The following is a 24,348-nucleotide window of genomic DNA, read 5'->3' on the forward strand; positions in this document are numbered from 1 at the left end:
GCTCAATGCGTTTGCGATCACCTTCGAAGGACGCATCACCCTGAACGGTAACTAACCGACATCAAGGTCGGATCCACCGTTAATCGGACACTCCCTTTGCCGGCGCCGAGGTTTTCGAGGAGGTCGTCTGAGGCGAACATGCGGGCTTGGCCGATGCGGAAGTCTCGGACGAGTGAGGAGTAGATGCGGTCGAGTTCGTGGAGCAGTGGGATTGTGTCGGTGGAGATGTCTGCGCGTCCGAGGTAGCGGAGTGTGTTGTGGTTCCGCCATTCGGGGTTGGGGAGGACGTTGGGGACGTATCGGGCTGCCAGCTCGTCGACTTCGAGGTCGACGTATCCGCCTGTCTCGTCGTCGAAGCCGTTGAGGGTGATCCCTGCGGTGTCATCGTGGGCGTCCAGGTCCATTGCGCTACCGAGGTTCGTCGGTGTCCCCTTGTAGAGGGAGTGGACGATGCGGCCCTTCTCGTATCGTTCGAGGTGCCGCCACACGTCCCGCTCATCCGAACCCGCGAGCTCAGACCAGAACGTGACCGCAGTAAGCCGGCCCCACTTGTATTCGGGGATCGCCTTGTCAGCGTCCACGAAGTCGATCCACGCGTTGTCGGCGACTTCCTCGTCCCACACCACACGCTGATACGAGCCCCCCAACGCTGAGCAGGACTCGCCGGCGGTGAACAGGTCACCGTGGAAGGTGGGGGTGTTGAAGATCAGGTCAGCGCGTTCCTGCGTGGCACCTGTGGGGTCGACGACCGTGAGTGTCTCCGAGAACAAGCATGACGCAGACAGTTTCGGGATATCGCCCGCGATCGGTGCATGCAACCGCTTGATCGGGGTCGTCGTCTGGCTGACGGGGCGACCCCAGAACGCGTTGTACGCCGCGGACAGTCGATCCTTCACCCCAGACGGGGATGTGCGGTTCCCTGCTTGGTAGTAGTCGTCGAGCTTCGCGGGGTCACCTTCCCACCACACCTGAGACTCGCGGGTGCGTTCCACGACTTTGCCGAGCTCGGTTGGTGGCCACGCCATGCCAGCTTTGATCATGCGGCTACCTCCTCGGCGATAGTGATTTCGATGGGTATGTGGTTGCGCCAGAACGTGAACGACGAGAACACGCCGTAACGCCAGGCGTCGCAGAAGTCATCATCTTCTTTGACTGGGGCGTCTTCGCCTCGTTCAGCAGCTTTGCGGTCCCACACATATCCACCGATCTCCCCGAGCAGGTTGGTGCACAGCGGCCCGTTGATGAGTAGTTGGTCGGTGGACAGTAGGGCTGAGACGACGCCGATGCCCGATTTGTGGGAGTTGTGGGCGTTCATGATGATGCCGAACCCTTCGCGTTGCATCTGCATTTTCAGTGCTGCTGCTGATGGGTCTACGAAGAACCGTTCTGGTTTGCCGTGTTCGTTGATGAATCGGCGTAACGATTTGGTGCGGTCGGCTGGTGTGCCTGATGGTGGCGCCCATTCGGCCATTGCGTACAGCTTGTTGTCGATGCCAAGGCCGATGAGGAGGCCGGCGGCTGGGTGGTTGACGCCGTCGTCGATGCCCATTGCGATGATGCGTTGGATTTCGGGGATTTGGTCGACGACGTGGCGTGCGGGGTCGAAGCAGTCGTAGATGACGCCGTCGGCCATGGTCCATTTGCCGAGGATGAATCGGTCGTACCAGAGTCCGGAGTATTGGGCTTGGCGGGTTTCGATGTATCCGTCTGGGAGGTTGTCGCGGTTGTCTTCGATTTCGAAGTGGAAGCAGCGGATGTTGAGTTTGGGGTCGTGTTCGCGGTCGATCCAGTCGGTTTTGAGCCAGTGTCTGGGTGCGTCGGGGTTGGTGGTGACGAACAGTTGGCACGCATACCCTTTGACGCGTAGGCGGCTGTGGAGCATGGAGAAGAACTCTTTGCTGACCAGTGTTGCTTCGTCGAGGTAGGCGATGCAGATGGTCATGCCTCGGATGGTTGATTCGGCGCGAACATCTGAGCTGCCGAGGATGTGGACTGTGCGGCCGAAGATGGTTGCGGTTGGTGCGCCGCGGTTGTAGCTGATGTGGTCGACCAGATCACCGAACAATGCTGGGTCGAGCAGGGCTTGCATGATGTTGCGGTAGACGGTGTCCCTGGTGCGGCCGATGATGACGATCTCACCCGAGGTGGGGGCGGTCGCGATCTTCATCAGCAGTTTGAACAGGGACCCGATGGTCTTGCCGGATGACACTGCGCCGTGCCAGATGACAACTTCCGCTGATGCTGCACCGATGCTGTGGGCTTGCTTCGGGGATAGTGTGCCGAGCTTCGATGGCAACAACCCGGTCACTCCCCTTGTTGTTCGGCTTCGTACTGTGCAGCGAATTGTTCGAGGGCGCCTTGCATCTGGACGAGCGCGGATACAGCCTTCTCGGCTTGTTGGCCGGCGTTCATCTCGTGCAGCTTGTTCGCAGCTGTGAGTGCGGTGGAGAGGGCTTGGACGATGTGTTTCTGCGCCACCGGATCCGGCTTATCCAACTCATGCTGCTCATACTGATTGAATTGGCCGCCGAACGAATACACGATCGCAGGCTCATCGAGTTGAGCGAGCATGTCCTCAGACTTGACCAACAACCGTTCCTCGATGCGTGCCCGCCGCGCTTTGTTGTCGACGTGCACAGCTTCAGCAGCCTTCGCAGTCTCGGCCCGATCGAAAGACAGTCCCAGCTTCTCAGCCCACACGCTGATCGTCCGCTTCGAGCGGCCCAACTCGTTCGCGATGAAGTGCAGTGACTTCCCCGCGGCGTGAAGTTCGGTTAGCCGTGTGCTCTCTTCATCGGTCCACGCAGCCACTCAACGCTCTCGCGCACGCGGTGAGCCAAGTAAACGTGTACTTCGCGCCATTGGTTCACCTCGTTGTGCGTGTGTTGTGGATGGTGTTGAGGATGTTGTTGCGCTCATCTAGGAGGGTGTCGATGGCGTTTGGGTTGCCTGCGCTTCGTGCTTGTTCGAGGTCCCATTCGTTTTGGTCGAGTTCGTCTTGGAGTGATTGCATTACTGCCACCTCCACATGCGCCAGATTCCGGTGATTGCCCAGATGAGTAGGTCGCGGCTGGGCATTAGAGGATCCAGAATCGGATGAGTGCCCACATGATTCGGATCGCTTCGATGAAGTCGAGGATCATGGGAGTGCGAGGTCGTGGCGAACGCTAGCGACAGTGCAGCGGAAGAATTTGGCGATGTCGGTTACAGGCCAGCCTCGGTTGTGCATGCGTTGCACTGCGTTGGGTTCTTTGGGTTCGTCGCTGGCGAATCGGTATTCGCGGAGGTCTTTGGTTTTGCGCATGACGTGTTCAGACATGTTGACCTCCGGTTGTTTGTTTGCTGGTGTTGCGAAGTTGAACCCCGGGTGCGTCAGCTCAGACAGCGAATTACATCGCCTTGCCCGCAGTCGCCGGGGGTTGCTGCACGTTCCTCAAAAGGTGGCCCTGGGGGAAGTGGGCGCGGTGTGCAGCAAGACGAAACGCGACACCTGAGTTGTGATTGTCAGGTGTCGCGTACGCGCATAGCGTATCAGATGATCATCCGCATGCGTGCATAACTATGCATCAGCTCCGAATATTGCCAGGAACGGCAGCCGAGGAATGAGGATTCGTCTACCAATCCGAACAGACGGGATAGTGCCGTCCTCGATGCCAATTCGGACTGTGCGGGGGTCTATTCCGAGCGCTTGCGAAACCTGCGTTCGTGTGATCGCCATGCTCGACATGTTCTTGATGTCTTCGATGGACAGTGTGGGTGTCGGACTTGGTGCTCCCATTTTCATGATGCCTTTCGTTGGGGTGTGGCGTAGTGGGCGTCGAGTATGTCACCGAGTGTGTAGATGGGGGTTTTCTTGTCCGCGTAGCGGATCGGCGAAATTTTGTGTTTTTCGACGAGGTGGTTGATGCGTCGGATGGTGAGGCCTTGGGCGCCGATGTGTTTGGCGAGGGTTGCGATTCCTCGGGCGTTGAGTTGTTCGGCGTGTGCTTGGGCGAGGCGGGTGGGGTTGGGTTTGGGGATGGGTTGGAGGTGGCTGCGCCCGGAGGCGTTGCGTGCGTGCCGGATTTCGGTGGTGATGTCGTGGTGTGCGGCTTCGCTGCCGGGGGTTGCTGCGAGTAGCAGGATGTTTCGGGTCAGCCAGTCTGCGTAGCCTTTGCAGTCGGTGTTGGGTGCTGCGATCTGTCGTGCGTCGGCGAGCCAGTACACCCATCGTTCGAGTTCGATGAGAAGTCTGTCGGCGGCGTCGACTGCTGCGACGTTGAACGGCAAGGGTTGCGGGCGATCCCCGGTAGATACTTTGGGGTTCCAGGTTGCGGTTGCGATGCGGGGTTTTTGGGCTTCTCGGAGGTCGTCGAGGATGTCGGATACGTCTGTTAGTGCGTCCACGATCTCTTGTTGTTCGTGGCGCGGGATGTACCAGTGTTCAGTCACGGTGTCCTCCGATGCGGTGGCGTGCGCGGTCGTGGCAGGGTCGGCAGCGTCCTCGTGCGCCGTGTGGGGTGTGGCCTTCGATGCGTCGGGTTCGGGGTGCCATGGGGGTTCCGCATTCTCGGCAGGGTTGTCCGATGTCGATTCCGATGCGTCCGCCTGCCCCGGGGAGTGTTGCGAGGAGTTCGGCGAGGTGTGGGTCGCGTTTGAGTGGTGGGCGGCCGGGGATGGATCGGGCGTAGGCGTCGAGGGCTTTGGAGTCTGCGGGAGTCCATTCGAGGAGGTCAGTTGTCACCGGGCGTGTTCCTTGATGATGGGGAGGATGGTGGGTAGGACCCATGCGCTGTAGGCCTGGATGATGCGGTCTTGGTTGGTTTTGGTTTGGGTTTTGAATTGTGTTGCGCTGTTTGGGTTGCGGAGGATTTCGTTGCGGGCCGCGGTTTGCAAGGCGTCGCGCAGTTGGGTTTCGAGGTCGCTCATCCCGCATCTCCCGGAGTGAAGAGGACGGTCGCAGGGAGGGTGATCTCGCCGGGCGTGTACCAGTGCAGGTCGCCTGGCATTTCCCAACCTGTCTCGCCCTCCTCGTGTGCCACTTTCTCGAACACGCTCGGTGCGTCATCAAGCTCGCGCACCACTGTCCCCACCGGCAACGCTTCGAATTCGGACGGGGCGTTCACCGTGCGAGGCTTCGACCAACCAGCGGCCTCCACCTGCTCCACTAACATCTTTGCTGCATCTGGACCTAGCCAGCCCCACAGTTTCATTAGCGCCTCGGCCAGTTCGTCCCTCGCGGGTGTGGTCTGTGATCGGATCTCACTCACAACGACTCCTCAGAAGGCTCGGCGACTGTTCTTGCGCGGCATACTTCGTATGGTTCGTACATGGAGCCTGGCGCCATGTCGTATCGGCCGCCGGGGAGTGTGTGCATCCACTTCTCTCCGAGCGCGTAGTTGATACGGACGATCGTGAATCCGCAGTTCTTGCATTTCTCGCTCATTGCTGTTCCCCTTCCAAAGCTGCGCGGGTGTAGTCGCCGGTGATTGCCGACTGGATGTGTTCGGTGAGGATTTGCTGTCCTCGGTCCCAGCCTTTGTCGTAGTGGCTGCTGGCGGGGTTGATGCCTTCGACGTTGGGGAGCGCGTTCTTCACGCGGTAGATCGTGGCCTCAGCCCTCTCGGCGCGGGCGTTGGCTTCATTTGCGAGCACCATTCCGCAGTCGTAGTTGTACTGACTGCGGTCCTTCCAATGCTCGACGGCCACTTCGAGTTCCGTGATCCGCCCGTTGGTGTGCTGCTCCACCACCAACGCCACATGCGCGGCATCCGCAAGGCGGACGGCAGCCTCACGGTCTCCAGTCACCTCGACCGAGGTGTCAGCTCCGCACACACATGTGCATTCGATCCATTTCGTGTGAACGCCCGTCTCGGGATCGAGCCGGATCTCCTCGCTGACGCAGTGCCGGTAATGCGCTGCGATGAGGTCGGTCAACCCCGGATCAGGCATCACGCTTACCTCGGCATTCGGCTCGGCAGGAATCGCACACCATCCACGGCCAGTTCTGAAGAACTGTTTTCGTTTGAACTCCTGCCAGTGAGAAGGTTCCGAACGGTTTGGCTTCGAGTCTGGTTTCGATGCGTAGGCTTCCAATGGCCCCACATGCTGTGCACTGAACGTCGGTCAACCCCGGATCAGGCGCGGTCACGACGCCACCTCGGCGCGGAAGATCGGATCTCCCGCGAATGCGTGCCACACCAATCCCTGCGGCGTGACTACCGTGCCGATGAACTTTCCACGCGGGCGCGGATGACCTGTTCCGGCAATGTAGATCGGGCGGCGTCCAGGCTCCTCGGTGGGGTAAGTGGTGAACCACAGGTCGATCACATCGCTACGTCCGTCGCGTGACGGCGCAACGGACAGGACCTCGCCGCCGTTGTGAATGGTGATGATCTGCTCGTCTGTGACAGGCAATGTGACGCGGTGAATCACGGGTTCGATAGTGCTCATGGTCCCTCCAAGGCTTGTCGAGTGGGGCAGGGCATGGGGTGCGCACAGGTGCGGCAATAGGTTTGGATGGATGGACTCGGCCACGGACTGTGCAGTGCTTGGACTCGCTCGACAGCCGCAACCAGGGCGGGTATCGCAGTCCGGGCGTGAGCAATGAACTCCGCATCAGCCTCGGGGTAGCAGACAATCCCGCGAGTCTGTCGCATCGGTTCGGCAGGGAATCCGTACCCCTCAGCTACGACCAGCGGCATACCGTCGTACGTCTTCGTGCAGTACAACCATGGCCCTGGTGTTGCTGCTGCCTCCAGCGCTTTCGTGTGCTCAACATCCACCCCAGTCACGCCGCCACCCCCACGAATTCGAGTTCCCAAGTCGCGTGCACGGTCTCGATGCGCTTCGGCTGATCGTCGAACCTGACGCGCAGGTATTGGGAACGAGATCCGACGACAGTGCCGAGCCTTCCGGGATTCCGCCAGGTGTACTTGACTCGCGCACCACGTTTCGCTGGCACGCCGTAGTAGTCGCGGATGTGCTGCATGCTCATGACTTGCCGCCCATCGCTGCGAGGAGTTGCTTGGCGTTCTCTGCGGCCTGTTCGAGCGTGTAGGTGACCTTGACGAGTTCACTGCGTCGTCCGCTGGGGTGCGCCTCGATGACGTGGGCAACGACCTTGTCGCCTTCACGCTTCCAACCAATGCCAATCGGGAGGTCGCTCATGCTCACCCCTCCTCGGCCGCTGCAACGAACGGGGCGAAGTTCTGCACGACGTAATCTGCCGTCTTGGAGGGCGTGTCGTCGAAAACCCTGTACCGCACACCGCCCCGGTTCACGTAGTAAGTGGGTCCCCATCCGTTGATGCCGTAGTACTGCACGCCCTCCGGCACTTCCTGCCATGTCTGCCACGGTCCGGTTTCGGTGGGGGCAGGGACAACCGGCGAGGAGGCGGGGACATTCACCCATGGGCCTGTCGTTACTTCGCGGGAGACAAGTTGCCCGTCACGAATCCACTGCACCATCTCTTCGGCTTCCGCTGGATCGAATGAGACATTGCAGATGCCGCCCGGAAACTCGACGCCCCACTCGGTTTCGGTCTCCGCTTTCGTCTCCTCCTCGGCGGGTTCAGTTGCTTGAACCAGGGCGCGGACCTCACCCAACAAGATGGCCCACAAGTCCCCGAACCCTCGACGCTCATATTCGGCGTCGAAGTCTTTGTCGCTCTTCCCGAGGTCGGTCCACAGGTCCAGAGTCATCCACGACTGCACTGCCTTCGCGGTGTGTGAACGCTCCACGACGACGAGATCACTGCCGTCACGAACTGCGGCGGGTTCGGTTGCCGGGAACAGGGCGCGGAGACGGTAGAACGCATCAAAGTTCCTGCGGCCATCCAGCCACACCAGGGCCCGCACGTCTTCCACCTGTTCGGCGGTGAGAGCCATACCGCCGGCAGGGATGAGACGGCCGTTGGAGTGGAGTTCGGCCAGAACCATGCCGATGAACTCCGCCCACCACTCGGGGATTTTCCCCTCGACGTTTCCGCCGGTTTTCGCTTGGATCGCGGTCGCAATGCTTGCGGTGATGTCGGTCATGGTGTGGGCTCGATTCGGATTTCGATGCGAGGGTTTTCGCGGTCCAGGAGGATGGTGTTGCCGCCGTCGATGACGTGGTTGGTGTTGTCATCTGGGAACACTTTGTTCATGACGAGGGCGTCGAGCATGTCTTTCCGGAAGGCTCCGAGTCCGTCTACGTCGCGGCGAATTGCGTTGGGCGCGTATTGGATGATGCTGACTGTCGCCCGCTCCAGGGTGGGGATGGGTGTGGTTTGGAGTGCGGCTTTGACTTGGTAGTAGATGCGTTTCTTTGCGACGGATTGTGTGCGCCAGTGGGCGTTGCGCCACTTGTTCATGGTGAGGGGCGGTCGGCCGGGATGCGCTGTGTCGATGATGGTGAGGGTGTGCATCATCGGCGTGCCTTGTCGAGTTCGGCGTGCGCTTGGGTGCAGGCTTCGCAGCGGCATTGGTAGCAGATGTAACTGTTGTCGGTGCCGTGTGGTGCGTTGGGGTGGTAGGGGCGCCCGTTGTAGGTGATGCGTTGGATGCGGAGGCGGGCGCGGGATATTGCGGTGTTTTGTGCTTTGGTGCGTACGGGTGTGGCGGTGATGGTGTCGATGATGCGTTGGAGGTTTGGTTTGTCGTAGCAGACGGTGCAGAGGGTTCCTACGCCGTCGATGCGGCCGCGGGTGAGTCCGCGGGGTTGGTGGCATTGGGTGCAGGGTTCGATGTGGGGTGGGGTGGGTGTTGTTGGGGGTAGTGGTGTGGGTCGGCGTGGTGGGGTGGTGCGCCGGTTCGCGACTTTTGGCGCGGGGCGTCGGGTGCGGTGTTGGCGTTTGCGTTCTTCGGCTAGGAGTTGTTGGACGGTGGGTGAGAGTTCGATTGGTGCTTGAACTTTCGGGATCATCAATCGGTCGGCTTCGCGCATTTCGCGTCGGCAGGGGCCGCATTGTCCGCATAGTCCTGTGGGGCAGGATTGGGTGGAGAGGCTGGTTGCGATCATTTCCCTGTGGCTTCCTCGTGGGCTCGGTCCCATGCGTCGTTGTCTTCCCAACGGTCGAGGGTGACGGGGTCGTCTAGTCCGTCGTCGTTGTCGAAGTGCGCCATCAGAACTCACCTACGAGCTTGCTGAAGTCCCGTTGGCTGATGTTGCTGGTGTTCGCGGTCATCTGCGCCTGTTGCAGGTCAGTGCGGGCCTTATCCAACTGCTTCCGGGCCTGCTGTGCGGCGTCGACGAGGGCGTCCCGTTCCTGCGGCCCAATCCAACCCAAGTCGAGGGTGGCTTTCGCGTTGTCGTCGCCGATCTTCGCGGCGAGAGTGGCGAGTTCTTCGAGGTAAGTGCTCATGCTGTGTATCCGATCGCCCAGAGGTAGATGATTCCGCCGCCGGTTGCTCCGAATGCGGCGAGCGCGATGTGCGCTTTCAGGTTGATGTAGAAGTCGCGGCGTCTAGCGAGCTTCTCGGCTCGGCCGGTGTAGTCGTCCATGAGTGCGAGGGATTCGAGCCGGTCGCAATGCGAGGCAAGGGATCTCATATCCGACCGCCGTCTGTGTCGAGCTGCGTCATGCAGTCCTCGCACACGAAGTAGTCACCGAACCCCGGATCCGTGTGCTCGCTGAGGTTGATGGAGGTGCAGTTGCCGCACACCGGAGCATTCACAGTGGCGGGCTTACGTGAAGCGATGAGTTCAAGCGCGGGAACACCTGTGCGGTGCCGGCCACGCGAACGAAAAGTGAGAACAGTCATGACATTCCTTCCGATTTGAGCCCGTTGCACCGGGCTACGTAAAGTTTGGTAGACGGTAGACGTTTTGTCAACCACCGACAGACGATATAACCATGATTAATTTCTGTTTGGTCCATTGCCAAACGATCTTGGCTTGGAGTGGCCAATTCCCGATCCCAGGATCGGCCACCGGCAGCCGTTCGGCCCATTTCTGGTGCATCCACCCCAACTGCCATGTTTAACCCCGCAGAAACGCTCTCAGCCCCGATCATGCTTTCCAGCCCATCTGCTCACGAATCCCAGCCATCCCCCGCTTCTGGCGATCAGCCATCTCAGGATCGTGACTACAAACCGTGGTCCCGAAGTAGCCGTCGACATTGCACAAATTGCAATCTTGGATCGCTTCTGCAATGAGTTCGGCGCGGGCCTGAGCCTGCTTCGACTGCTCAGACGTCAACTCAGCTTTGCGGCTCTTTTCCCAATCCGCGTGGGCCTGCCTGGCTTCCCCGCATGGACGGCACGGAGTGCTCGTCGGATTGTCAATGTGCTGTGAGCAAAGTTTGGGTGGGGGGTCTGTTCGCGTCGCCTCGTAATGTTCCCTACTTACGTAACCACTCTTTTTGTAGTTGGAGTTTGTGGAGTTGGGAGTAGGAGCTGTAGTAGGCGGGGTCATTCCGCTGGGGCTAGATAAAGGGTTAACCGAACCCTTTCCCGAGGGGTTAACCGAACCCTTAACCGAAGGGTTTCGTGGACCCTTTCGCCAAGGGTGCGCCGCCCACAATTCGGCTGGATCTACCGAATTCTGACCCAACAAATTGATCACCTGATCCCGCTTCCATGCCGGCAAATCAGGTTCCGAAACACGCAGCTTCGCCACCTCGCGAACCACCACACCGCGCAGCCCGCGAGACGCCAAACCGGCCCTGTCCTTCGCCATCGCAACGGCCATATTCGGCTGCCGATACAGGCCGTCATGCTTGATCCAAGACCGAATGAGAGCCTCCTCGGTGTCCAGATCGACACACAGAAACAACTTCTCGGACAGTTCGATCGCGTTCTCGTTTACCAGCTCCGCCGTGAGGTCTGACGCGAATGCCGCCAGCCTTCCTGGATGCCACTCCACCGAGCCGCAGAAACTACGGTGCGGGTGCGTCCAGAGGATGAAGTAAAGGTGTTGTGCGCCGCCTGACAGGTCGAGGAATTCGTCGCTCGACCAGATATCGCGGTTGACTCTTGTATGTTCACCGGCCATCAGGCACCGCGCCTTCGGCGATGAGTTGCCCAGCTCGATCTTGGTTTTCGCGAATCCTGGTCCAGGCGCAGCCGCAGAAGTACTTCCACTTGTTGGTTGTGGTCCTGCATTTCATGGCGGTTGCGATGAGTTCGATGAAGTCTTCGTACTCGATTCCTGCTGCGAAAAACCTGTCAACGCTCAGCTCCCAATCAGCCGGGAGTTCTAGAGCGTGTCGCACCCCGTCCTCGTCGGTCCACTTCCAGTCTGTCCACAGGGAGTGAACCGACTGGCGCATGAAATCTCGGGTGCTTCGTGCTCTCGCCCGTTCGACTGCGACTTGCTCCATTGCACGTGCCCACAGGATCGAAGCGCTTGTCACGTCATCAACTAGAGGAGCGCCGGGGGTGGTTGATGTTTTGCCGGCGTTGCAGTCTTTGCACGCAGCAACGAGATTGGCGGGATCATCTTGCCCTCCGAGTGCAACAGGGAGGACATGATCAATGGTGAGTTTCACATCCGGCGCGGATGCTCCACAGTATCGGCAGGTGTGATTGTCGCGCCGCAAAATCTCGTAGCGGAGACGTTTCGTTACTGACATCAGTGCCTCACTTGGTGCGGTTGCGTCGTTCGTAGCGTCGGCGAGTGCCAGGGCGGGCTGACACCGGATCCGGTCGCGGGCGGAAGATCGGATCGGAGTACACGATCTCCAAGGTTTCTTTGATGTCCGCTTCAGTGACGCGCCACTTGTTGGCGATCTTCCTGCCGGGCCACTTCTGCGATCGCAGTTGCTCGCGGTAGTAGGTTGGGCTGCACCTGAGCCGTAGCGCGGCCTCGTCGATGGTGAACACTTCGTCGGGTGGTACGTGCCGGCGTTGTTCGGTGGTGGTCATGCGGCTTCTCGTTTCTCGTGTGGGATGTACAGCTGGTTGCGTTGGACGACGGCGAGGTGGCAGAGGCCGCCGCGGGGGTGTCCGTTGTCGAGGCAGATGGTGTAGCCGTGTTCGTCTTTGTGGACGATGGTGACTTCGCTGAGGGCGCTGTAGGTGCCGATGTTGGGGTGGGTGATGGGTACTCTGAGTGAGGCTTCGCGGATCATGCGGCGCCTTTCCATGTGCGGTTGGGGTTGTTGTGGCGGGTTCGGCGGGTGGGTGAGCACCAGCCGACGTGGTGGATGTGTCCTCGGCGGGCGTGGTGTCCGAAGAGTGCGGGGAGGACGTTGTAGTGGTCTGTCATCCATGCGCGGGTTTCGGGTGGGACTGCGTCGCGGACGTGGTCGGCGGAGAATTCGCGGCCGGATCGGATGAGTTCGGTTAGTGCGGTTTCGATGTGGTTGGGGTGGTCGTGGTGTCCGACTGTTGCGGCTGCGAGGGCTGCGTCTTGCCCGTCCAACCTGAGCTGCTCACCAGCAGAAGTCATCAGTTTGTCCATTCGTAGTGTTCGCAGGGCTTGCGGTCTCCGGATTGGGAGTCCCATTCGTAGCGCGGGTGGCGCACGTTCTTGAGGACTTCCTGTCCGGTTTCCCTGTTGCCCCAGATGGTTTCGATGCGAGGTTCGCCGAACTCACCGCCCATGTCGGAGCGTCCCGCGAGCGGAGCACGGTTCTCGATCGCCTCATACACTTCGTCGCTTCGAGCGCAGTCGATTCGCATCCAAGTCATGCGGTCACCAGCGCTCGCCGGATTCTTCGCCGACGCTGATTTATGGCCGAAACTGTCCGACCAAGAAGCAGTGCTGCTTCCAGTGATGACAAATCGGGATTCAACAGAATCAAGTCGTCTGCTTGGCTGTACTGCTGCCCTAGTCGGTGGGCAGATCCTCTCGTGTAGCGCTCCCTTGACTGGATACGAGAAAGAACTTGAGGCCGTGCGGAGGCGTAGTAGTCTCGGCAACGCTCTAGGATCACAGCGCGATTCTCTGCATAGTTCCGCTGTCGGTAGCTGTCCAGATAATCGGTATTCGACTCGCGCCAGCGACGGTTGCTTGCCAGAATCTCCTCCCGATTCCGGCGATAATTCACACGGCGACGTTCCAAGATCGACTCGCGGTTAGTCGCCCGATGTTCACGCCGTTGCTCGCGTATTGCTGCTGCCTGAGATTCGCGATACATGCGTTGATATTCCGAGGTAGCGAAGTTGCATTCGTCGCATCGGCATCCATGGTTGGTATAACCGGACCGCCCATGTTTGAAAGTGTTGTCGTTCATGCCAACTCCTCGAATGCGTGGCGTATGGCTTCGAGTGCGATGTCCGCGATGTCACGTTCCTCGCGCTTCGCGATCTCTTGATAGCGGGCGTACTCCGTTGAGTGCAGTTCGACGTGAATTGTTTTCGGAGCAGACGGGTTACGGCGCACATGCGACCGCACCCGAGTACTAGCGAGCGACGGTGGTACACCGTTCGACTTCTGCCGGCGCAGATGCTTCACCTGCCGATCCGACACCCCCGAACCCACACCAAGACGTTCGTTGATCTGCTCATCCGACAGGCCATCCGAGAACATCGCGTACACCACATGCGCCCGGACCTCGTCGGTCGCCAACCGGACCCCGTCCATCTTCGACGCCCACGCCTCAGCGAAAGACTCGAAACCCAAAGGCTCCCAAGCCCTCGCCTCGATGATCTCGATGATCTTCTTCTCAGCGTTGACGAAATGTCCGCGCAGATCCGACCACAACTTCGTGGCCTGCGCAGGGGTCAACTTACGAATCGCAGTAACAGTCATGACAGACCTTTCGATGTTGTTGTTTCGGTTGGGAGGTTCGCGTCCGGATGCGACCAACGGTTATACGGGCCACCACGGTCCTCACGCTGCCCGCACCACGCTTCGTGCTGGCTCCAGCCCGGCACCGGGCCACTGCACGTGCACGTATCGCGGAAGTAGATGCTCATGACGCTGCCTGCTCTTCCACCGTCTCCGCGTCAACAGGCTCCGCATCCAACGGCAACTGCTCAGGCTCAGCAGCATCAGCAGGCGTGTCGAGGTCCGTCAAGCGGCCTTGGATAAGCGCACGCACATCCGCCTGCACCGGATCAACCAGTGCCGCCGTTTCCTTCCACAGCTCCCGCAACACATCCTTCGACTCAGCAGCCTCAATCGCCGCGAGCAAAGAATCAACGTCCACAGACGGTTCACCCAATGCTTCAGTGATCGAACGCGGGCGTGCTTGCGTCGACTGCTGCGGGCGCTGACGAGTCGAGCCTTGCTGCCCGTTGTCCGCCTGCTGCATCTCATCCGAGGTATACAGTCCGCACAAGTCCTGCGGGAATGCCTTACGCAATGCCAGCGCCTCAGCGCATTTCGCTAACATCAGTGCGCCCTTCGTGGCCCACATCTGTGTCACATCGCCGTTGAACTTGGTTCCCACGTACTCGTTCCAGAGCGCGATTGCGGGATAGCGTGCACCGTCACGAATCACGGTGACTTTCGCGGCGCGGGGCTGCTCACGCTGCAACCAGACGTCGGTCCACTTGCCGTCTTCTCCGCACCACAGGGTGTCCTCGTAGCCGAACGTGCCACGAGCGGCGTCGGTAGCGCGCCGAGCGATCAAACGAAACCCGTCGATCCCGGTCTGAATGGTCTGCTTCCCCTTGCGTTCGATCATGTAGATCTGGCGCGCAAACGGATCCAAGCCGGTGCGCTGGCACTGGTGAAAGAACACGGCCAAGTCAGCTTTCGATGCTTTCTCGACGCCGATCTGAGCGAGCGCCGATTCCTGCTTCGGGGTCCAGAAGTCCTGTTCGGGCGAAACCGCTAGTGCGGATCCTGTGTGTACTGCGATCTCGGTCATCGTCATCAGTCCTCGTCGATCGGTTCGGTGGCTTCTTCACGTTCATAGGCGCTGGCATCAGCCCACAGGCTGATGGATAGGGAGGGCTTGCAGCCTCCGGCGCGAACGTTGATCGCCGAAGCGATCGTCTTCACGGTTTCCGCTTCGGCGTCGGTCAGGATGACGAAGGCGCGTGTTGTGTCATCACACCCAGACGTTGCGATCAGGTACTCAGTCATGCTGCTTCTGCCTTTCGTGGCTTCAAGATTTCGGGGGCCTTCTCCGCGAGGCCAGACGTGGCGCGGATAGACGGCGCACCCTTGCTATTGACACGCGACGCGATCGTGTGACCGTTGAACGTCGCCTTCTTCGACGAACCCAAGTATTCGAGGAGCACCGACCCGGTCCGCTTCTTCTCCAGCGCCACAGCAGCTTCCGCCGCAAACGCCTCCAAATACGGCACCGCGATCTCCGCCGGCACATCCACCCCGGGATCATCAACAATCGACGTATTCGCATACCGAACCGACAACCGATCACAATCACGCGAATGATCCGCCGCCGGCTGATCGCCAGCCTCAACACGCGCCTGGAACTTCAACACCCGCTCCCGCAGCACCGCCGCATCCCGAGCGTCATAGTCGATGACAAACACCTTCGGGCGACGATGGAAAAGTTCAAACGGACCACACGCCGCGAGATGCGTACGGCGAGCACCGATCACATCCATCTGCCACATCACCTGCACCAGATAACCGATCGGAACCTCATCACCCCACGAGTGAATGTCGTCGGCTGTCTTGATCTCCAACAGTTCGACCGTTCCGTCAGGCAACGTGACAATCCCGTCCGGATCCGCTGTCTGCCAATCACGAAGACTGTGCTGCCATGTCGACGTTTCCTCGATCGTCCAATCGAGATGCATGTTCGAGAACCAACCACGGATCAGCGGTTCGAACTCGTGCCCGCGGCCCTGCACATCCGTTTGCGGCTGCGGCGGCACTACGCCTGTGATGCCGTCGTAGATCGATCGTTCGGTGTCCCACTTCGACAACCCGCAGATCGCTGCGACCTTCGACGCCGAGTACTTCGTCCACCACTCCGCCGTGCTAGGAGCAAGCGGTTCAGGAAGCTGGAAGCCAGTCAGGGCAGTCATGACGCCGCCTTGAAGTTGACAGCCTCAGCGACCTTGTCCCCCAACGTGACCAAGGCGACTGCAAAGTCCGTCTCGGCAACAGTCACATGCCACAACTGGGAATGAGGGCCATAAACCGCCTCCGGATGAGACAAGCCAACAGGCAGAGGTGTCGACACAATATGTGTGAACAGAACCGCATCGATGGTGTGATTCCACATGTACCGCCACATCGGGGTACCGCCATGGAACTCCAACAGGTCCTCGATCCGCGCTATCGCTTCCCCAACGCTGTCAGGGGTAAGGTGTACGTGCATTCGCTTTTCCTTCCGATTGGTGATTGCCTCGCCCGTCCCGTTGCACCGGGGCGGGCTTTTTTCTGCCCTCATGCCGGAACCTGAACTCGAACGGTCCGTCGTGGACGGTCATAACGTCTTCCATTGGCAGATACATTGCGCACGAAAATGAGTTCCGTATTCACGCCGAGCGCCCTCGCAATTTCGTCCGCCAACTCTTCAGTGCATGTGGATTTCCTTCCATTGCAAAGAGCTTCGATAAAGCTCTTGTGGCAGTCCGCGTACCGAGCGAGACGCTCGTACGAGATGCCCTTCTCTTGAACTAGCCCCTTGAACGCTGAGGCGGAGGTGAGTTTCATCCATGAACCCTTCCTGGATCGGCATTTCGTTCTCACTGGGTAGTCTCCTCGGTAGTCGATGAACTGTCAACCAGCAACGGATGAATCATCACTGATAGGTAGACGATTGTCAACTAGTCACATCCGTGTATTTCCGCAGCCAGCAGAGATGCTGCAAAATGATCACAGACAGTTGGTAGACGATTTTTGCGCAGACTCGACGCCGAATCGCAGGATTCAGCAGGGATAGAGGTAGACGTGTTGGTAGACGGCCAATTTGCGGACCACAACGCCGCAACCGGAAGCTTGCTGTCATGAACGAGCTGTGGAAGATCGTCCAGCATTACCTGGACGACACCGGGGCGAGGGAGGCTGCACTCGCACGCAAAATGGGCATGTCTCCACAAGGCCTGAATCAGTGGAAGAAACCACTCAAAACCCTGCCGGCGCGCAAGTACCTCGAAGCCCTCGCGGACCAAACCAGGACGCCCTACCGCGTGGTCTTGCAAGCCGCGATCGAGTCCAGCCCATACGCACTCGACAAGTCAGAGCCGTTGACTCAGAAGAATCAACCCACAGCAGTTGACGCAAGCCAAGACGACTACATCCTCGCCGCACGTAAAGGCGAAACCCAGGAACGTCGGCGCCGACGACTTGAAGGCGACTTCGAAGACCACCCCCAGGATGAAGGTCCTGAGTTCGGCGCTTGACCGAATCCCAACCTTGTCATTGTCGGTGGGTTACCTCACACTCCCCACATGGCCCACTACCACCCATGGCGACACCTCCGGGACAAACACCCAGACGTCACCGTCGAATTCACTGACAGCTGCGGTGAAGCCGGATGCATGGGCAGACTGAAGCCAGGCGTCATCGAGATCGACAAAACGTCCAGCCAAACAGAACGGCGCAACACCCTCACCCACGAAACGCACCACCACGAGCGCGGCCCACTACCCGACGATCCATACCTCGCGATGCGTGAGGAAAAGACTGTGGAGTATCTAACAGCTCAAACCCTCGTGCAATTAGACGACCTGTTAGATGCTGTCATTTGGGATCAATCTCAAATCCACGACGGAACAGCAGAAACACTCTGGGTGGAATTCGAGATACTCCAAACACGTGTAGCCCGCCTCACCCCAAAAGAGCGCGAATACATAGAAACGGAACTACGGCGACGATCGCCGTGGACAAATTGAAAGGCACGACAATGACTCAGCCTCCCGGCTCAGGTTGGTTCCCCGACCCCGAGGGCACCCCAAATCAACTGCGCTGGTGGGACGGTCGGCAGTGGACCAACGCCACTCAGGCCACACCCCGAACACAACCCACGACTCCCGCATCTCAGCCCAAGCACGCAGAAACCGCGCCCCAACCGGCCGGAGAAATACCGCCACTCGGATTAACTGATACCTCCAGTAACGCACCGAAGAAGAAGTCCAACAAAGCCGTAATCGGCGCGATTGCGGCCGGAGTCTTGGTCATCATCATCGGCATTGCCGCCGTGAATGGCGGAAAAGACAAATCCCCCGAAACCGTCGCCTCCGAAGCGACAACTACGCAGGCGCAAACCACTGCCCCGGCCACGACAACAAAGTCCGCCGCTGAAATATCGGCAAGTGCCGCCGCAGCCACTTCTGCTCGCGCCGCATCCGAAGCAGCCGCTGAAGCAAAACGACAAGCGGAAGCTGCAAAACTCGATCCAAATACGTACGAGTCCATCTCGGATCGCGACTTCGCACTATTTGCCAAGAATCCAGATGCGTACAAGGGTCGGAAGCTCACCCTTTACGGTGTGGTTTTCCAGGCTGACGCCGCGACCGGAAACAAGATGTTCCTCGCCCGCACCGCCGGATCTCCGCAGGATGCGTCTTACGACTACGACCAGAACACGATCGTCACGGCCATTGATCCCACACTGATTGCAGATGTCGTCGAAGACGACTTCGTGACCCTTTACGTCGAGGTGCTTGGATCGCAGTCGTACGACACGCAGCGCGGAGGTAGTACGACCGCGCCTAAAGTTCAGGTCAACATCGTCACAGTCACCGGCTCCAAATAACTGAAACTGATCATCGCTGACCTCATCCAACAGTTGTCGGCTTAAAGTCCTTCGAGGGCTGCGGTGAGGGCGGCTGAAGCCGCCTGTGAGGCACGACGATCCAGGTGCCCGTAAATGTTGATCGTCGTCGTGATCGACTCGTGGCCGAGGTGCTGCTGAATGACAGGCAGCGGCACCCCGGCCGCGATCATCCAACTAGCGCACGAATGCCGAAGATCATGTGGCCGCGGCTTCTTCCCTAATCTGTCGGACAGCTCCGCTATCATCGGCCGCCACGCCTTGTTGTGAAAAAGTTGAGCAGTGACCGGGCGCCCGAGACGATTTGTGAACACGAACTCATCCGGTGCGCGCCCCTTTAGATCGCCGCACGCCTCGATCGCCTGATCTGACAGGTTGATCGTCCGCACAGATTTCCGGGACTTCGGCGGCCCAAGTTTCCGCTTCGCTTCGCCTGTGTACTTCCAGGCCCGCACGATCCGTCCCGTCTTCTCCTCCACATTCAGATCGCCAACTTGGAACGCGGTCGCCTCAGAGAACCGCATACCCGTCGACACCAGAAACACTGTCAACGGACGCCACTGTTCCACCACCACATCCCGCACCCGAACGAACTCAGCTGGAGTCAAGAACACCGGCTCATCTTCCTTGTGACGCGCCGGCAACCTCCGACCATCACAAGGGTTCACTTCAATGTGATTCGCTCGCACAGCACCGTTGAACGCACCCGACAAGAACCCATGCTTGTTGGCGATGGTCTTCGAGGATCCCTCCTGCGCTTGGACCCACTTCGAGATCGCCTTCTCGTTCACCACGGACAGCGGCAGAGAACCAAGAATCGGATCAATGTCGCGGCGAAGGTACGAGCGGTACTTGTTCTTCGTTGCTTCCTCGACGCCGGTCAGGTGGTCGATGTACTCGGTGCACCATTCCGTCACTGTCAGCGATGGGATTTCTTCAGGTAAGGCTTCGGCGCCGAACATCAGATCTTTCGCTGCGTCGGGGCCGATCTGCTCCAACAGCTTCTTGTACTTGGTGGCTTCCTTCGGATCGTCGAAGCTGTCCGAGGATTGCGTGCCGTTGTGCCGATACAGAACCTGGTAGTAGGGCGTGCCCGCTTTGGTGGTTCGTGGTCGAATGGATGCCATGAAACGAAAAAACCTCCCGGTTAGGGAGGTCATCGTATCGTCGTTGTGTGACAGGTGTTGACGTGGCGTGTTGACCGTCAACATTTTTCTCACCTTGCAGGTCTCTGACCTGCATCGATATGGTGGAGCTAAGGGGACTCGAACCCCTGACCCCCACACTGCCAGTGTGGTGCGCTACCAGCTGCGCCATAGCCCCGTATTCAATTCACTCTAACAGTCGAACTCGCAGCGGCTTTACTGCTTTCCGCTTGCTGGAAGAAAGTTACACCACTTGACTCCTGGGCAACAAATCGCCTGGTCAGAGCGAGGCGGCCGCTCCTCGTCGGAGCGGCCGCTTCCGCTCAGGAGGAGAGCTTGGAAACCCAGTCGCTGCTGCCCGTGTCAACGATCTTGCCGTTCGCCACGACCGTGGGGGTGCCGTTGGACCCGACATCCTTGAGCGCCTGGCTGGCGGCTGCGGCGTTGGCCGCGGCGGCTTCGACGTTGGTACCGGAAGAGATGCAGGTTGCCACGTCGTCGGATGCGCCCGCATCACGAGCAATCTGGGCGAGTTCGTCGTTGGTGTGGTCGCTGCTGCCACCCTCGGCAGGCTGCGTGTCGGTAGCGAAGAGCTTCGTGTGGAATGCGGAGTACGCGATTGCGTCGCCACTCTGAGCGACGCACAGCAGCGCCGCGCCGGCCCGGGTGGAGTAATCGCCGCTGCCCGACGCCCGGTTGAGGAAGTTCAGCATGTGGTAACGAACAGCGACGTCACCGTTGTCGACGGCGGCCGCGAGAGCCTGGCCACTGAGGTGCTCGAGCGCAGCGCAGGCCGGGCACAGCGGATCCTCGAAGAGATCGATGGTCGTCGCGGCGGAAGGCTTGCCGAGCAGCACCACGCCGTTGTCCTGCACCGTGACGGCAACTTCGGAATTCTGCACGGAGCCGTAGCCGTCGTTCTGGGGCTTGTTCTTGCTGTTCGTCCACAAGACACCGCCGATGACGAGGGCCGCGATCACGAGCACCGCGAGGCCACCGATGATGTAGGTGGAGCGGCTCGAGACCGGTTCCGGCGAATATTTGTTCTTGCTGCTCTTGGTGCTCACGCTGATGCAGTCCTTCGTGCGTCGAAACGATTTACCGATTGCTTACCTTGCCACTGAAGACTGAGTATCCACTGAGAACGGCGCACGTGATCCCGGCCCCAATGCGAGCGGCGAACGCGGGAACACGAGCAGCCAGATGGCAAGTGCCAAGAAGCCCAGGTCCCGGAGAATCTCCTTCAAATAGTCCCAAGCGCCGACGTCGGCTGCACCTCCGCCGCCGAAACATCCACAGTCGATGGACAATCCTCTGGCCCACACCGAAATGATCACCGCAATGAGAACCGTCAAAATCACCACCGAGACTGCGGCGGATACTCGCACCGCCAGCCCGACGAGGATGAGCAGACCAAGGACTATTTCGACGAGGGGAAGCGCCGTTGCCACCGGACCGACCAGTGACTCGGGCAAGAGTTGATAGGCACGCACCGCGATCTTCGTCTGCACGGGATCAAGGAATTTGAGCCCCCCGGAAATCAGCCAGACGGCAGCCAAACCCAATCGGGCTACAAGACTCACGATACGAATTGCCACCCGATCGAGAGTACAGAATGCCCGGTCAGTCCAGGTTTGTCCGCGCAGGAGTATCCGTCAGCGCCGCCACATCGGTCAGATCTTCGACGACGGACTCGACAGGCTTCGTTCGCGACGGGACGAACAACCAGCCCGTCGCCGACACGACGACTACGGCCCCCATCACGGCGAATGCTGCCGAGTACGACACATGCTGAGCAATCAGACCGGCACAAATCGGTGCCACTACGCCGCCGATGTCCGACATCATCTGGAATACCGCCAGAACGGGTCCGCCGCGGGCAGTCGACCCGACGACATCGGCAACCGCTGCCTGCTGAGCCGGACTCATGAGCCCGGAGCCGACGCCCGTCACAGCAGCGATGGCAAAGAACAGCACGAGGTTGTCCGTGAATCCCATTGCGATGGTTCCCAGACCACAAATGAGCAGACCGCTCACGACGAAGGGCTTACGCCCGAAGCGGTCCGAGAGTCGTCCGGAAACGATCAACACCAACGCATTTCCGACGGCAAAGATCGTGAGAGCGTAGGCGGCAATCGACGGGTCCCGGTCGAGGAACTCGACGACGAACAGGGGAACCATGGCAACGCGAACTCCGAAGATCACACCGCCGAAAGCGAGATTCGATCCGAGGGCGGCCCGGTACACCGGCGACTGGAGGCCTTCGGTGAGAGTCATCGACTTCACATCGACGGCCTTGTCCGGTGACGCCAGGTGCGACCCGCGCAGGCTCACGAAGACGACGAGCGCGGCGATCACCAGCGCAATCGCGTAGATGATGAACGGCATCCGCAGACCGAACTGCAACAGCGCGCCACCGACCAGCGGGCCGCCGATCGAACCCATGAGAAAGCTTGTCGCGTACAGGCCGGACACGCGTCCACGGCTGTCCGGTGGTGACATGCGAATGATCAATCCGAGGGCCGACACGGTGAACATGGTCGACCCGATGCCGCCCAAAGACCGGAACAGCAGAAGTTGCCAGTACTCCCCCGCGAAGGCGCACGCACCGGTCGACACCGCGACGATCAGAAGGCCGACGATGTAGACCGGCCGTTCACCGAGCTTTTGTACCAAAGTGCCGCTCATCGGCGCGAACACCAGTCGCATGAATGCGAAAGACGAGATCACGATCGTGGCGGCGGTGACCGATACGTCAAAGCTGCGCGCGAACTGCGGTAGCGCCGGAGCGACCAATCCGAATCCGAGGGCGATGACGAAGCTGGCGGCGACCAGTACCCAAATTTCCTGTGGCAGCTTGGCTGCACGAGTTTTCATGTCGCCCGGGATTCTAGCCGGGCGACACGAACGCTCCGCGAGCTAGTTCGCCTTCAAGACGCCGGACACCAAGTCCTTGGCCGCTGCCTGAACCTGCGCCAGATGATCGGCACCCTTCATCGACTCGGCATAGATCTTGTACACGTCCTCCGTGCCGGACGGCCTAGCTGCAAACCATGCACTCTCCGTCGTCACCTTGAGACCACCGATCGCCGCGCCGTTTCCAGGCGCCGCGGTCAGTGTCGCAGTGATCGGTTCACCCGCCAGTTCGGTCGCACTCACCTGATCGGGAGACAGTTTTGCCAAGACTGCCTTCTGTGCGCGTGTCGCCGGCGCATCGATCCGTGCGTAGGCCGGGCTCCCGAACTTCTCAGCCAACGCGTCGTAGTGCGCCGACGGAGACTTTCCTGTCACCGCGGTAATTTCCGACGCGAGCAACGCCAGGATGATGCCGTCCTTGTCCGTCGTCCAGACGGAACCGTCGTGGCGGAGGAAGGACGCTCCGGCGCTTTCCTCGCCGCCGAATCCCACAGACCCGTCGAGCAGACCGGGAACGAACCACTTGAAACCGACTGGAACCTCGAGCAATTCGCGGCCCAAACTGCTGACCACGCGATCGATCATCGAGGAACTCACGAGTGTCTTGCCCACCTTGGTGTCTGCACCCCACCCTGGTCGGTTCGCGAACAGATACTCGATGGCAACCGCGAGATAGTGATTCGGGTTCATCAAACCGCCGTCGGGCGTGACGATGCCGTGGCGGTCGGAGTCTGCATCGTTTCCGGTCGCGATGTCGTAGCGATCCCGAATCCCGATAAGCGAGGCCATCGCGTCGGGCGACGAGCAATCCATGCGGATCTTGCCGTCGGTGTCGAGCGTCATGAACCGCCAGGTCGGATCGACGAGAGGATTCACCACTTCGAGATCGAGTCGATGAGTTTCGGCAATCGCGCCCCAGTAGTCGACGCTTGCACCGCCGAGTGGGTCTGCACCGATCCGGATTCCGGCGTCGCGGATCGCATCGAGGTTGAGGACCGAGGGAAGGTCTTCGACGTAGTAGCGAAGGAAGTCGTAGCGTTCGACGCGGTCCAGTGCCTGCGCCGCCGTGACGCGCCGTACCCCGGAAAGCCCCTTGCGCAGTAGCTCGTTCGCTCGATCGGCGATGACCGACGTCGCGTCCGTGTCCGCGGGCCCACCGTGTGGCGGGTTGTATTTGAAGCCACCGTCGCGCGGCGGGTTGTGCGAAGGCGTCACGACGATGCCGTCGGCCTTGGCTTCCGGCCCCGTCGAGTTGTATCGCAAGATCGCGTGGCTCACAGCGGGGGTGGGCGTGTAGGCGTCGCGTGAGTCGACCAGCACGACGACGTCGTTGGCAACGAGGACTTCCAACGCGGACAGCCAGGCGGGTTCGGACAGCGCATGTGTGTCCCGGCCGATGAACAGCGGCCCGTCGATACCTTGCGAGGCGCGGTACTCGACGATCGCCTGGGTCGTGGCCAGGATGTGGGCTTCGTTGAAGGCGGAATCGAGGCTGGAACCGCGATGTCCGGAGGTGCCGAAAAGTACCTGCTGCATCGGGTTCTCGGGATCTGGGGTGCGCGTGTAATACGCGGAAACCAGATGAGGAACGTCGATCAGATCCTCTGGCAGAGCCACTTGTCCTGCTCGTTCGTGCGCCACGAATCCCCCTCGGCCCGGTGGTCGACCACTGTGTCGACGCGACTGTGGACAATTGTCTACCCTGGCTGCGTGGCGTGCACGCTCGGCGCC

The 24,348-nt window shown here is 60.1% G+C and carries 39 protein-coding genes and 1 tRNA gene; 3 read left to right on the forward strand and 37 right to left on the reverse strand.

Annotation, left to right across the window (positions count from 1 at the left end; genetic code table 11):
- Positions 1-35: 35 nt before the first annotated feature.
- From ABWI03_RS13250 to ABWI03_RS13405, 31 genes are all read right to left on the reverse strand, one after another.
- Positions 36-1,040 carry a hypothetical protein gene (locus ABWI03_RS13250; RefSeq protein WP_353798733.1) on the reverse strand — a complete coding sequence of 335 codons (1,005 nt, stop codon included), beginning with the start codon at positions 1,038-1,040 and terminating at the stop codon, positions 36-38.
- A complete protein-coding gene (locus ABWI03_RS13255) occupies positions 1,037-2,308 on the reverse strand; it encodes a PBSX family phage terminase large subunit (RefSeq protein ID WP_298777866.1) in 1,272 nt (423 codons plus the stop codon). Before ABWI03_RS13255 ends, ABWI03_RS13250 begins: the two co-directional genes overlap by 4 nt.
- Entirely contained in the window at positions 2,305-2,811 is a 507-nt protein-coding gene (locus ABWI03_RS13260; RefSeq protein ID WP_298777869.1) for a helix-turn-helix domain-containing protein, read from the reverse strand. Before ABWI03_RS13260 ends, ABWI03_RS13255 begins: the two co-directional genes overlap by 4 nt.
- A 969-nt stretch (positions 2,812-3,780) precedes the next feature.
- The gene (locus tag ABWI03_RS13270; protein ID WP_231304312.1) at positions 3,781-4,431 is read right to left on the reverse strand and encodes a hypothetical protein; all 651 of its coding nucleotides are present in this window, start codon (positions 4,429-4,431) and stop codon (positions 3,781-3,783) included.
- Entirely contained in the window at positions 4,424-4,723 is a 300-nt protein-coding gene (locus ABWI03_RS13275) for a hypothetical protein (protein WP_128638024.1), read from the reverse strand. The genes ABWI03_RS13270 and ABWI03_RS13275 overlap by 8 nt, the downstream gene beginning before the upstream one ends.
- Positions 4,720-4,908 (reverse strand): hypothetical protein, encoded by a 189-nt coding sequence (locus ABWI03_RS13280; protein ID WP_231304311.1) that lies wholly within the window; start codon positions 4,906-4,908, stop codon positions 4,720-4,722. Before ABWI03_RS13280 ends, ABWI03_RS13275 begins: the two co-directional genes overlap by 4 nt.
- Positions 4,905-5,249, reverse strand: a complete 345-nt coding sequence (locus ABWI03_RS13285) for a hypothetical protein (RefSeq protein ID WP_298777880.1) — start codon at positions 5,247-5,249, stop codon at positions 4,905-4,907. Before ABWI03_RS13285 ends, ABWI03_RS13280 begins: the two co-directional genes overlap by 4 nt.
- On the reverse strand, positions 5,246-5,425 hold the full coding sequence (locus ABWI03_RS13290; protein WP_298777883.1) for a hypothetical protein: 180 nt from the start codon (positions 5,423-5,425) through the stop codon (positions 5,246-5,248). The genes ABWI03_RS13285 and ABWI03_RS13290 overlap by 4 nt, the downstream gene beginning before the upstream one ends.
- Positions 5,422-5,931, reverse strand: a complete 510-nt coding sequence (locus tag ABWI03_RS13295; RefSeq protein WP_298777885.1) for a hypothetical protein — start codon at positions 5,929-5,931, stop codon at positions 5,422-5,424. Before ABWI03_RS13295 ends, ABWI03_RS13290 begins: the two co-directional genes overlap by 4 nt.
- A 195-nt stretch (positions 5,932-6,126) precedes the next feature.
- Positions 6,127-6,432, reverse strand: a complete 306-nt coding sequence (locus ABWI03_RS13300; protein ID WP_231304308.1) for a DUF7352 domain-containing protein — start codon at positions 6,430-6,432, stop codon at positions 6,127-6,129.
- Between the two features lie 337 nt (positions 6,433-6,769).
- Positions 6,770-6,976 carry a hypothetical protein gene (locus ABWI03_RS13305; RefSeq protein WP_231304307.1) on the reverse strand — a complete coding sequence of 69 codons (207 nt, stop codon included), beginning with the start codon at positions 6,974-6,976 and terminating at the stop codon, positions 6,770-6,772.
- Positions 6,973-7,149 carry a hypothetical protein gene (locus ABWI03_RS13310; protein WP_231304306.1) on the reverse strand — a complete coding sequence of 59 codons (177 nt, stop codon included), beginning with the start codon at positions 7,147-7,149 and terminating at the stop codon, positions 6,973-6,975. The genes ABWI03_RS13305 and ABWI03_RS13310 overlap by 4 nt, the downstream gene beginning before the upstream one ends.
- A 2-nt stretch (positions 7,150-7,151) precedes the next feature.
- A complete protein-coding gene (locus tag ABWI03_RS13315; RefSeq protein ID WP_231304305.1) occupies positions 7,152-8,018 on the reverse strand; it encodes a hypothetical protein in 867 nt (288 codons plus the stop codon).
- Complete coding sequence (locus ABWI03_RS13320) at positions 8,015-8,392, reverse strand: RusA family crossover junction endodeoxyribonuclease (protein ID WP_298777891.1); 378 nt, start codon at positions 8,390-8,392, stop codon at positions 8,015-8,017. Before ABWI03_RS13320 ends, ABWI03_RS13315 begins: the two co-directional genes overlap by 4 nt.
- Complete coding sequence (locus tag ABWI03_RS13325) at positions 8,389-8,907, reverse strand: hypothetical protein (RefSeq protein WP_353798735.1); 519 nt, start codon at positions 8,905-8,907, stop codon at positions 8,389-8,391. Before ABWI03_RS13325 ends, ABWI03_RS13320 begins: the two co-directional genes overlap by 4 nt.
- A gap of 178 nt (positions 8,908-9,085) precedes the next feature.
- A complete protein-coding gene (locus ABWI03_RS13330) occupies positions 9,086-9,325 on the reverse strand; it encodes a hypothetical protein (protein WP_298777894.1) in 240 nt (79 codons plus the stop codon).
- Positions 9,322-9,513 carry a hypothetical protein gene (locus ABWI03_RS13335; RefSeq protein WP_231304302.1) on the reverse strand — a complete coding sequence of 64 codons (192 nt, stop codon included), beginning with the start codon at positions 9,511-9,513 and terminating at the stop codon, positions 9,322-9,324. Before ABWI03_RS13335 ends, ABWI03_RS13330 begins: the two co-directional genes overlap by 4 nt.
- On the reverse strand, positions 9,510-9,725 hold the full coding sequence (locus ABWI03_RS13340) for a hypothetical protein (protein WP_298777904.1): 216 nt from the start codon (positions 9,723-9,725) through the stop codon (positions 9,510-9,512). The genes ABWI03_RS13335 and ABWI03_RS13340 overlap by 4 nt, the downstream gene beginning before the upstream one ends.
- A gap of 247 nt (positions 9,726-9,972) precedes the next feature.
- On the reverse strand, positions 9,973-10,956 hold the full coding sequence (locus ABWI03_RS13345) for a hypothetical protein (protein WP_161121332.1): 984 nt from the start codon (positions 10,954-10,956) through the stop codon (positions 9,973-9,975).
- The gene (locus ABWI03_RS13350) at positions 10,946-11,536 is read right to left on the reverse strand and encodes an HNH endonuclease (RefSeq protein ID WP_231304322.1); all 591 of its coding nucleotides are present in this window, start codon (positions 11,534-11,536) and stop codon (positions 10,946-10,948) included. The genes ABWI03_RS13345 and ABWI03_RS13350 overlap by 11 nt, the downstream gene beginning before the upstream one ends.
- A 7-nt stretch (positions 11,537-11,543) precedes the next feature.
- Positions 11,544-11,828, reverse strand: a complete 285-nt coding sequence (locus tag ABWI03_RS13355; protein WP_231304321.1) for a helix-turn-helix domain-containing protein — start codon at positions 11,826-11,828, stop codon at positions 11,544-11,546.
- A complete protein-coding gene (locus ABWI03_RS13360) occupies positions 11,825-12,034 on the reverse strand; it encodes a hypothetical protein (protein WP_065352253.1) in 210 nt (69 codons plus the stop codon). The genes ABWI03_RS13355 and ABWI03_RS13360 overlap by 4 nt, the downstream gene beginning before the upstream one ends.
- Positions 12,031-12,354 (reverse strand): hypothetical protein, encoded by a 324-nt coding sequence (locus ABWI03_RS13365; protein ID WP_298777930.1) that lies wholly within the window; start codon positions 12,352-12,354, stop codon positions 12,031-12,033. The genes ABWI03_RS13360 and ABWI03_RS13365 overlap by 4 nt, the downstream gene beginning before the upstream one ends.
- Positions 12,354-12,596 carry a hypothetical protein gene (locus ABWI03_RS13370; RefSeq protein ID WP_298777932.1) on the reverse strand — a complete coding sequence of 81 codons (243 nt, stop codon included), beginning with the start codon at positions 12,594-12,596 and terminating at the stop codon, positions 12,354-12,356. The genes ABWI03_RS13365 and ABWI03_RS13370 overlap by 1 nt, the downstream gene beginning before the upstream one ends.
- Positions 12,593-13,141: a hypothetical protein gene (locus ABWI03_RS13375; RefSeq protein WP_298777935.1), complete on the reverse strand. Its 549-nt coding sequence runs from the start codon at positions 13,139-13,141 to the stop codon at positions 12,593-12,595. Before ABWI03_RS13375 ends, ABWI03_RS13370 begins: the two co-directional genes overlap by 4 nt.
- A complete protein-coding gene (locus tag ABWI03_RS13380) occupies positions 13,138-13,659 on the reverse strand; it encodes a hypothetical protein (protein ID WP_298777938.1) in 522 nt (173 codons plus the stop codon). Before ABWI03_RS13380 ends, ABWI03_RS13375 begins: the two co-directional genes overlap by 4 nt.
- A 163-nt stretch (positions 13,660-13,822) precedes the next feature.
- Positions 13,823-14,725 carry a phage recombination protein Bet gene (gene bet, locus ABWI03_RS13385; protein ID WP_353798736.1) on the reverse strand — a complete coding sequence of 301 codons (903 nt, stop codon included), beginning with the start codon at positions 14,723-14,725 and terminating at the stop codon, positions 13,823-13,825.
- 5 nt (positions 14,726-14,730) lie between these two features.
- A complete protein-coding gene (locus tag ABWI03_RS13390; protein ID WP_222671450.1) occupies positions 14,731-14,943 on the reverse strand; it encodes a hypothetical protein in 213 nt (70 codons plus the stop codon).
- Positions 14,940-15,860, reverse strand: coding sequence for a YqaJ viral recombinase family protein (locus ABWI03_RS13395; RefSeq protein WP_298777956.1), 921 nt, complete (start codon positions 15,858-15,860; stop codon positions 14,940-14,942). Before ABWI03_RS13395 ends, ABWI03_RS13390 begins: the two co-directional genes overlap by 4 nt.
- Positions 15,857-16,156: a hypothetical protein gene (locus ABWI03_RS13400; RefSeq protein WP_042924601.1), complete on the reverse strand. Its 300-nt coding sequence runs from the start codon at positions 16,154-16,156 to the stop codon at positions 15,857-15,859. Before ABWI03_RS13400 ends, ABWI03_RS13395 begins: the two co-directional genes overlap by 4 nt.
- Positions 16,157-16,224: 68 nt before the next feature.
- Positions 16,225-16,494 carry a helix-turn-helix transcriptional regulator gene (locus ABWI03_RS13405; protein ID WP_298777968.1) on the reverse strand — a complete coding sequence of 90 codons (270 nt, stop codon included), beginning with the start codon at positions 16,492-16,494 and terminating at the stop codon, positions 16,225-16,227.
- A 293-nt stretch (positions 16,495-16,787) separates the two neighbouring features.
- Here ABWI03_RS13405 and ABWI03_RS13410 point away from each other — a divergent pair, with 293 nt between their 5' ends.
- From ABWI03_RS13410 to ABWI03_RS13420, 3 genes are read left to right on the forward strand one after another with little or no spacing between them, the layout of a single operon-like run.
- Complete coding sequence (locus ABWI03_RS13410; protein ID WP_161121342.1) at positions 16,788-17,183, forward strand: hypothetical protein; 396 nt, start codon at positions 16,788-16,790, stop codon at positions 17,181-17,183.
- A 48-nt stretch (positions 17,184-17,231) separates the two neighbouring features.
- Positions 17,232-17,675: a hypothetical protein gene (locus ABWI03_RS13415; RefSeq protein ID WP_298777970.1), complete on the forward strand. Its 444-nt coding sequence runs from the start codon at positions 17,232-17,234 to the stop codon at positions 17,673-17,675.
- 11 nt (positions 17,676-17,686) lie between these two features.
- Entirely contained in the window at positions 17,687-18,538 is an 852-nt protein-coding gene (locus tag ABWI03_RS13420; RefSeq protein ID WP_298777972.1) for a DUF2510 domain-containing protein, read from the forward strand.
- A 41-nt stretch (positions 18,539-18,579) separates the two neighbouring features.
- On the opposite strand, the gene ABWI03_RS13425 is transcribed toward ABWI03_RS13420, so the two are convergent.
- From ABWI03_RS13425 to pgm, 6 genes are all read right to left on the reverse strand, one after another.
- Positions 18,580-19,767 carry a tyrosine-type recombinase/integrase gene (locus ABWI03_RS13425; RefSeq protein ID WP_298777975.1) on the reverse strand — a complete coding sequence of 396 codons (1,188 nt, stop codon included), beginning with the start codon at positions 19,765-19,767 and terminating at the stop codon, positions 18,580-18,582.
- 36 nt (positions 19,768-19,803) lie between these two features.
- Positions 19,804-19,879, reverse strand: a tRNA-Ala gene (locus tag ABWI03_RS13430).
- 145 nt (positions 19,880-20,024) lie between these two features.
- Positions 20,025-20,768, reverse strand: a complete 744-nt coding sequence (locus ABWI03_RS13435) for a DsbA family protein (RefSeq protein WP_095969163.1) — start codon at positions 20,766-20,768, stop codon at positions 20,025-20,027.
- Positions 20,769-20,810: 42 nt separating this feature from the next.
- Entirely contained in the window at positions 20,811-21,299 is a 489-nt protein-coding gene (locus tag ABWI03_RS13440) for a MauE/DoxX family redox-associated membrane protein (RefSeq protein ID WP_298777979.1), read from the reverse strand.
- A 25-nt stretch (positions 21,300-21,324) separates the two neighbouring features.
- Positions 21,325-22,578, reverse strand: coding sequence for an MFS transporter (locus ABWI03_RS13445; RefSeq protein ID WP_298777982.1), 1,254 nt, complete (start codon positions 22,576-22,578; stop codon positions 21,325-21,327).
- 42 nt (positions 22,579-22,620) lie between these two features.
- A complete protein-coding gene (gene pgm / locus ABWI03_RS13450; RefSeq protein WP_095969160.1) occupies positions 22,621-24,258 on the reverse strand; it encodes a phosphoglucomutase (alpha-D-glucose-1,6-bisphosphate-dependent) in 1,638 nt (545 codons plus the stop codon).
- Positions 24,259-24,348 lie beyond the last annotated feature (90 nt).

Origin of the sequence: Rhodococcus baikonurensis (assembly GCF_040489275.1) — a bacterium.
Classification (GTDB): Bacteria; Actinomycetota; Actinomycetes; order Mycobacteriales; family Mycobacteriaceae; genus Rhodococcus_F; species Rhodococcus_F baikonurensis.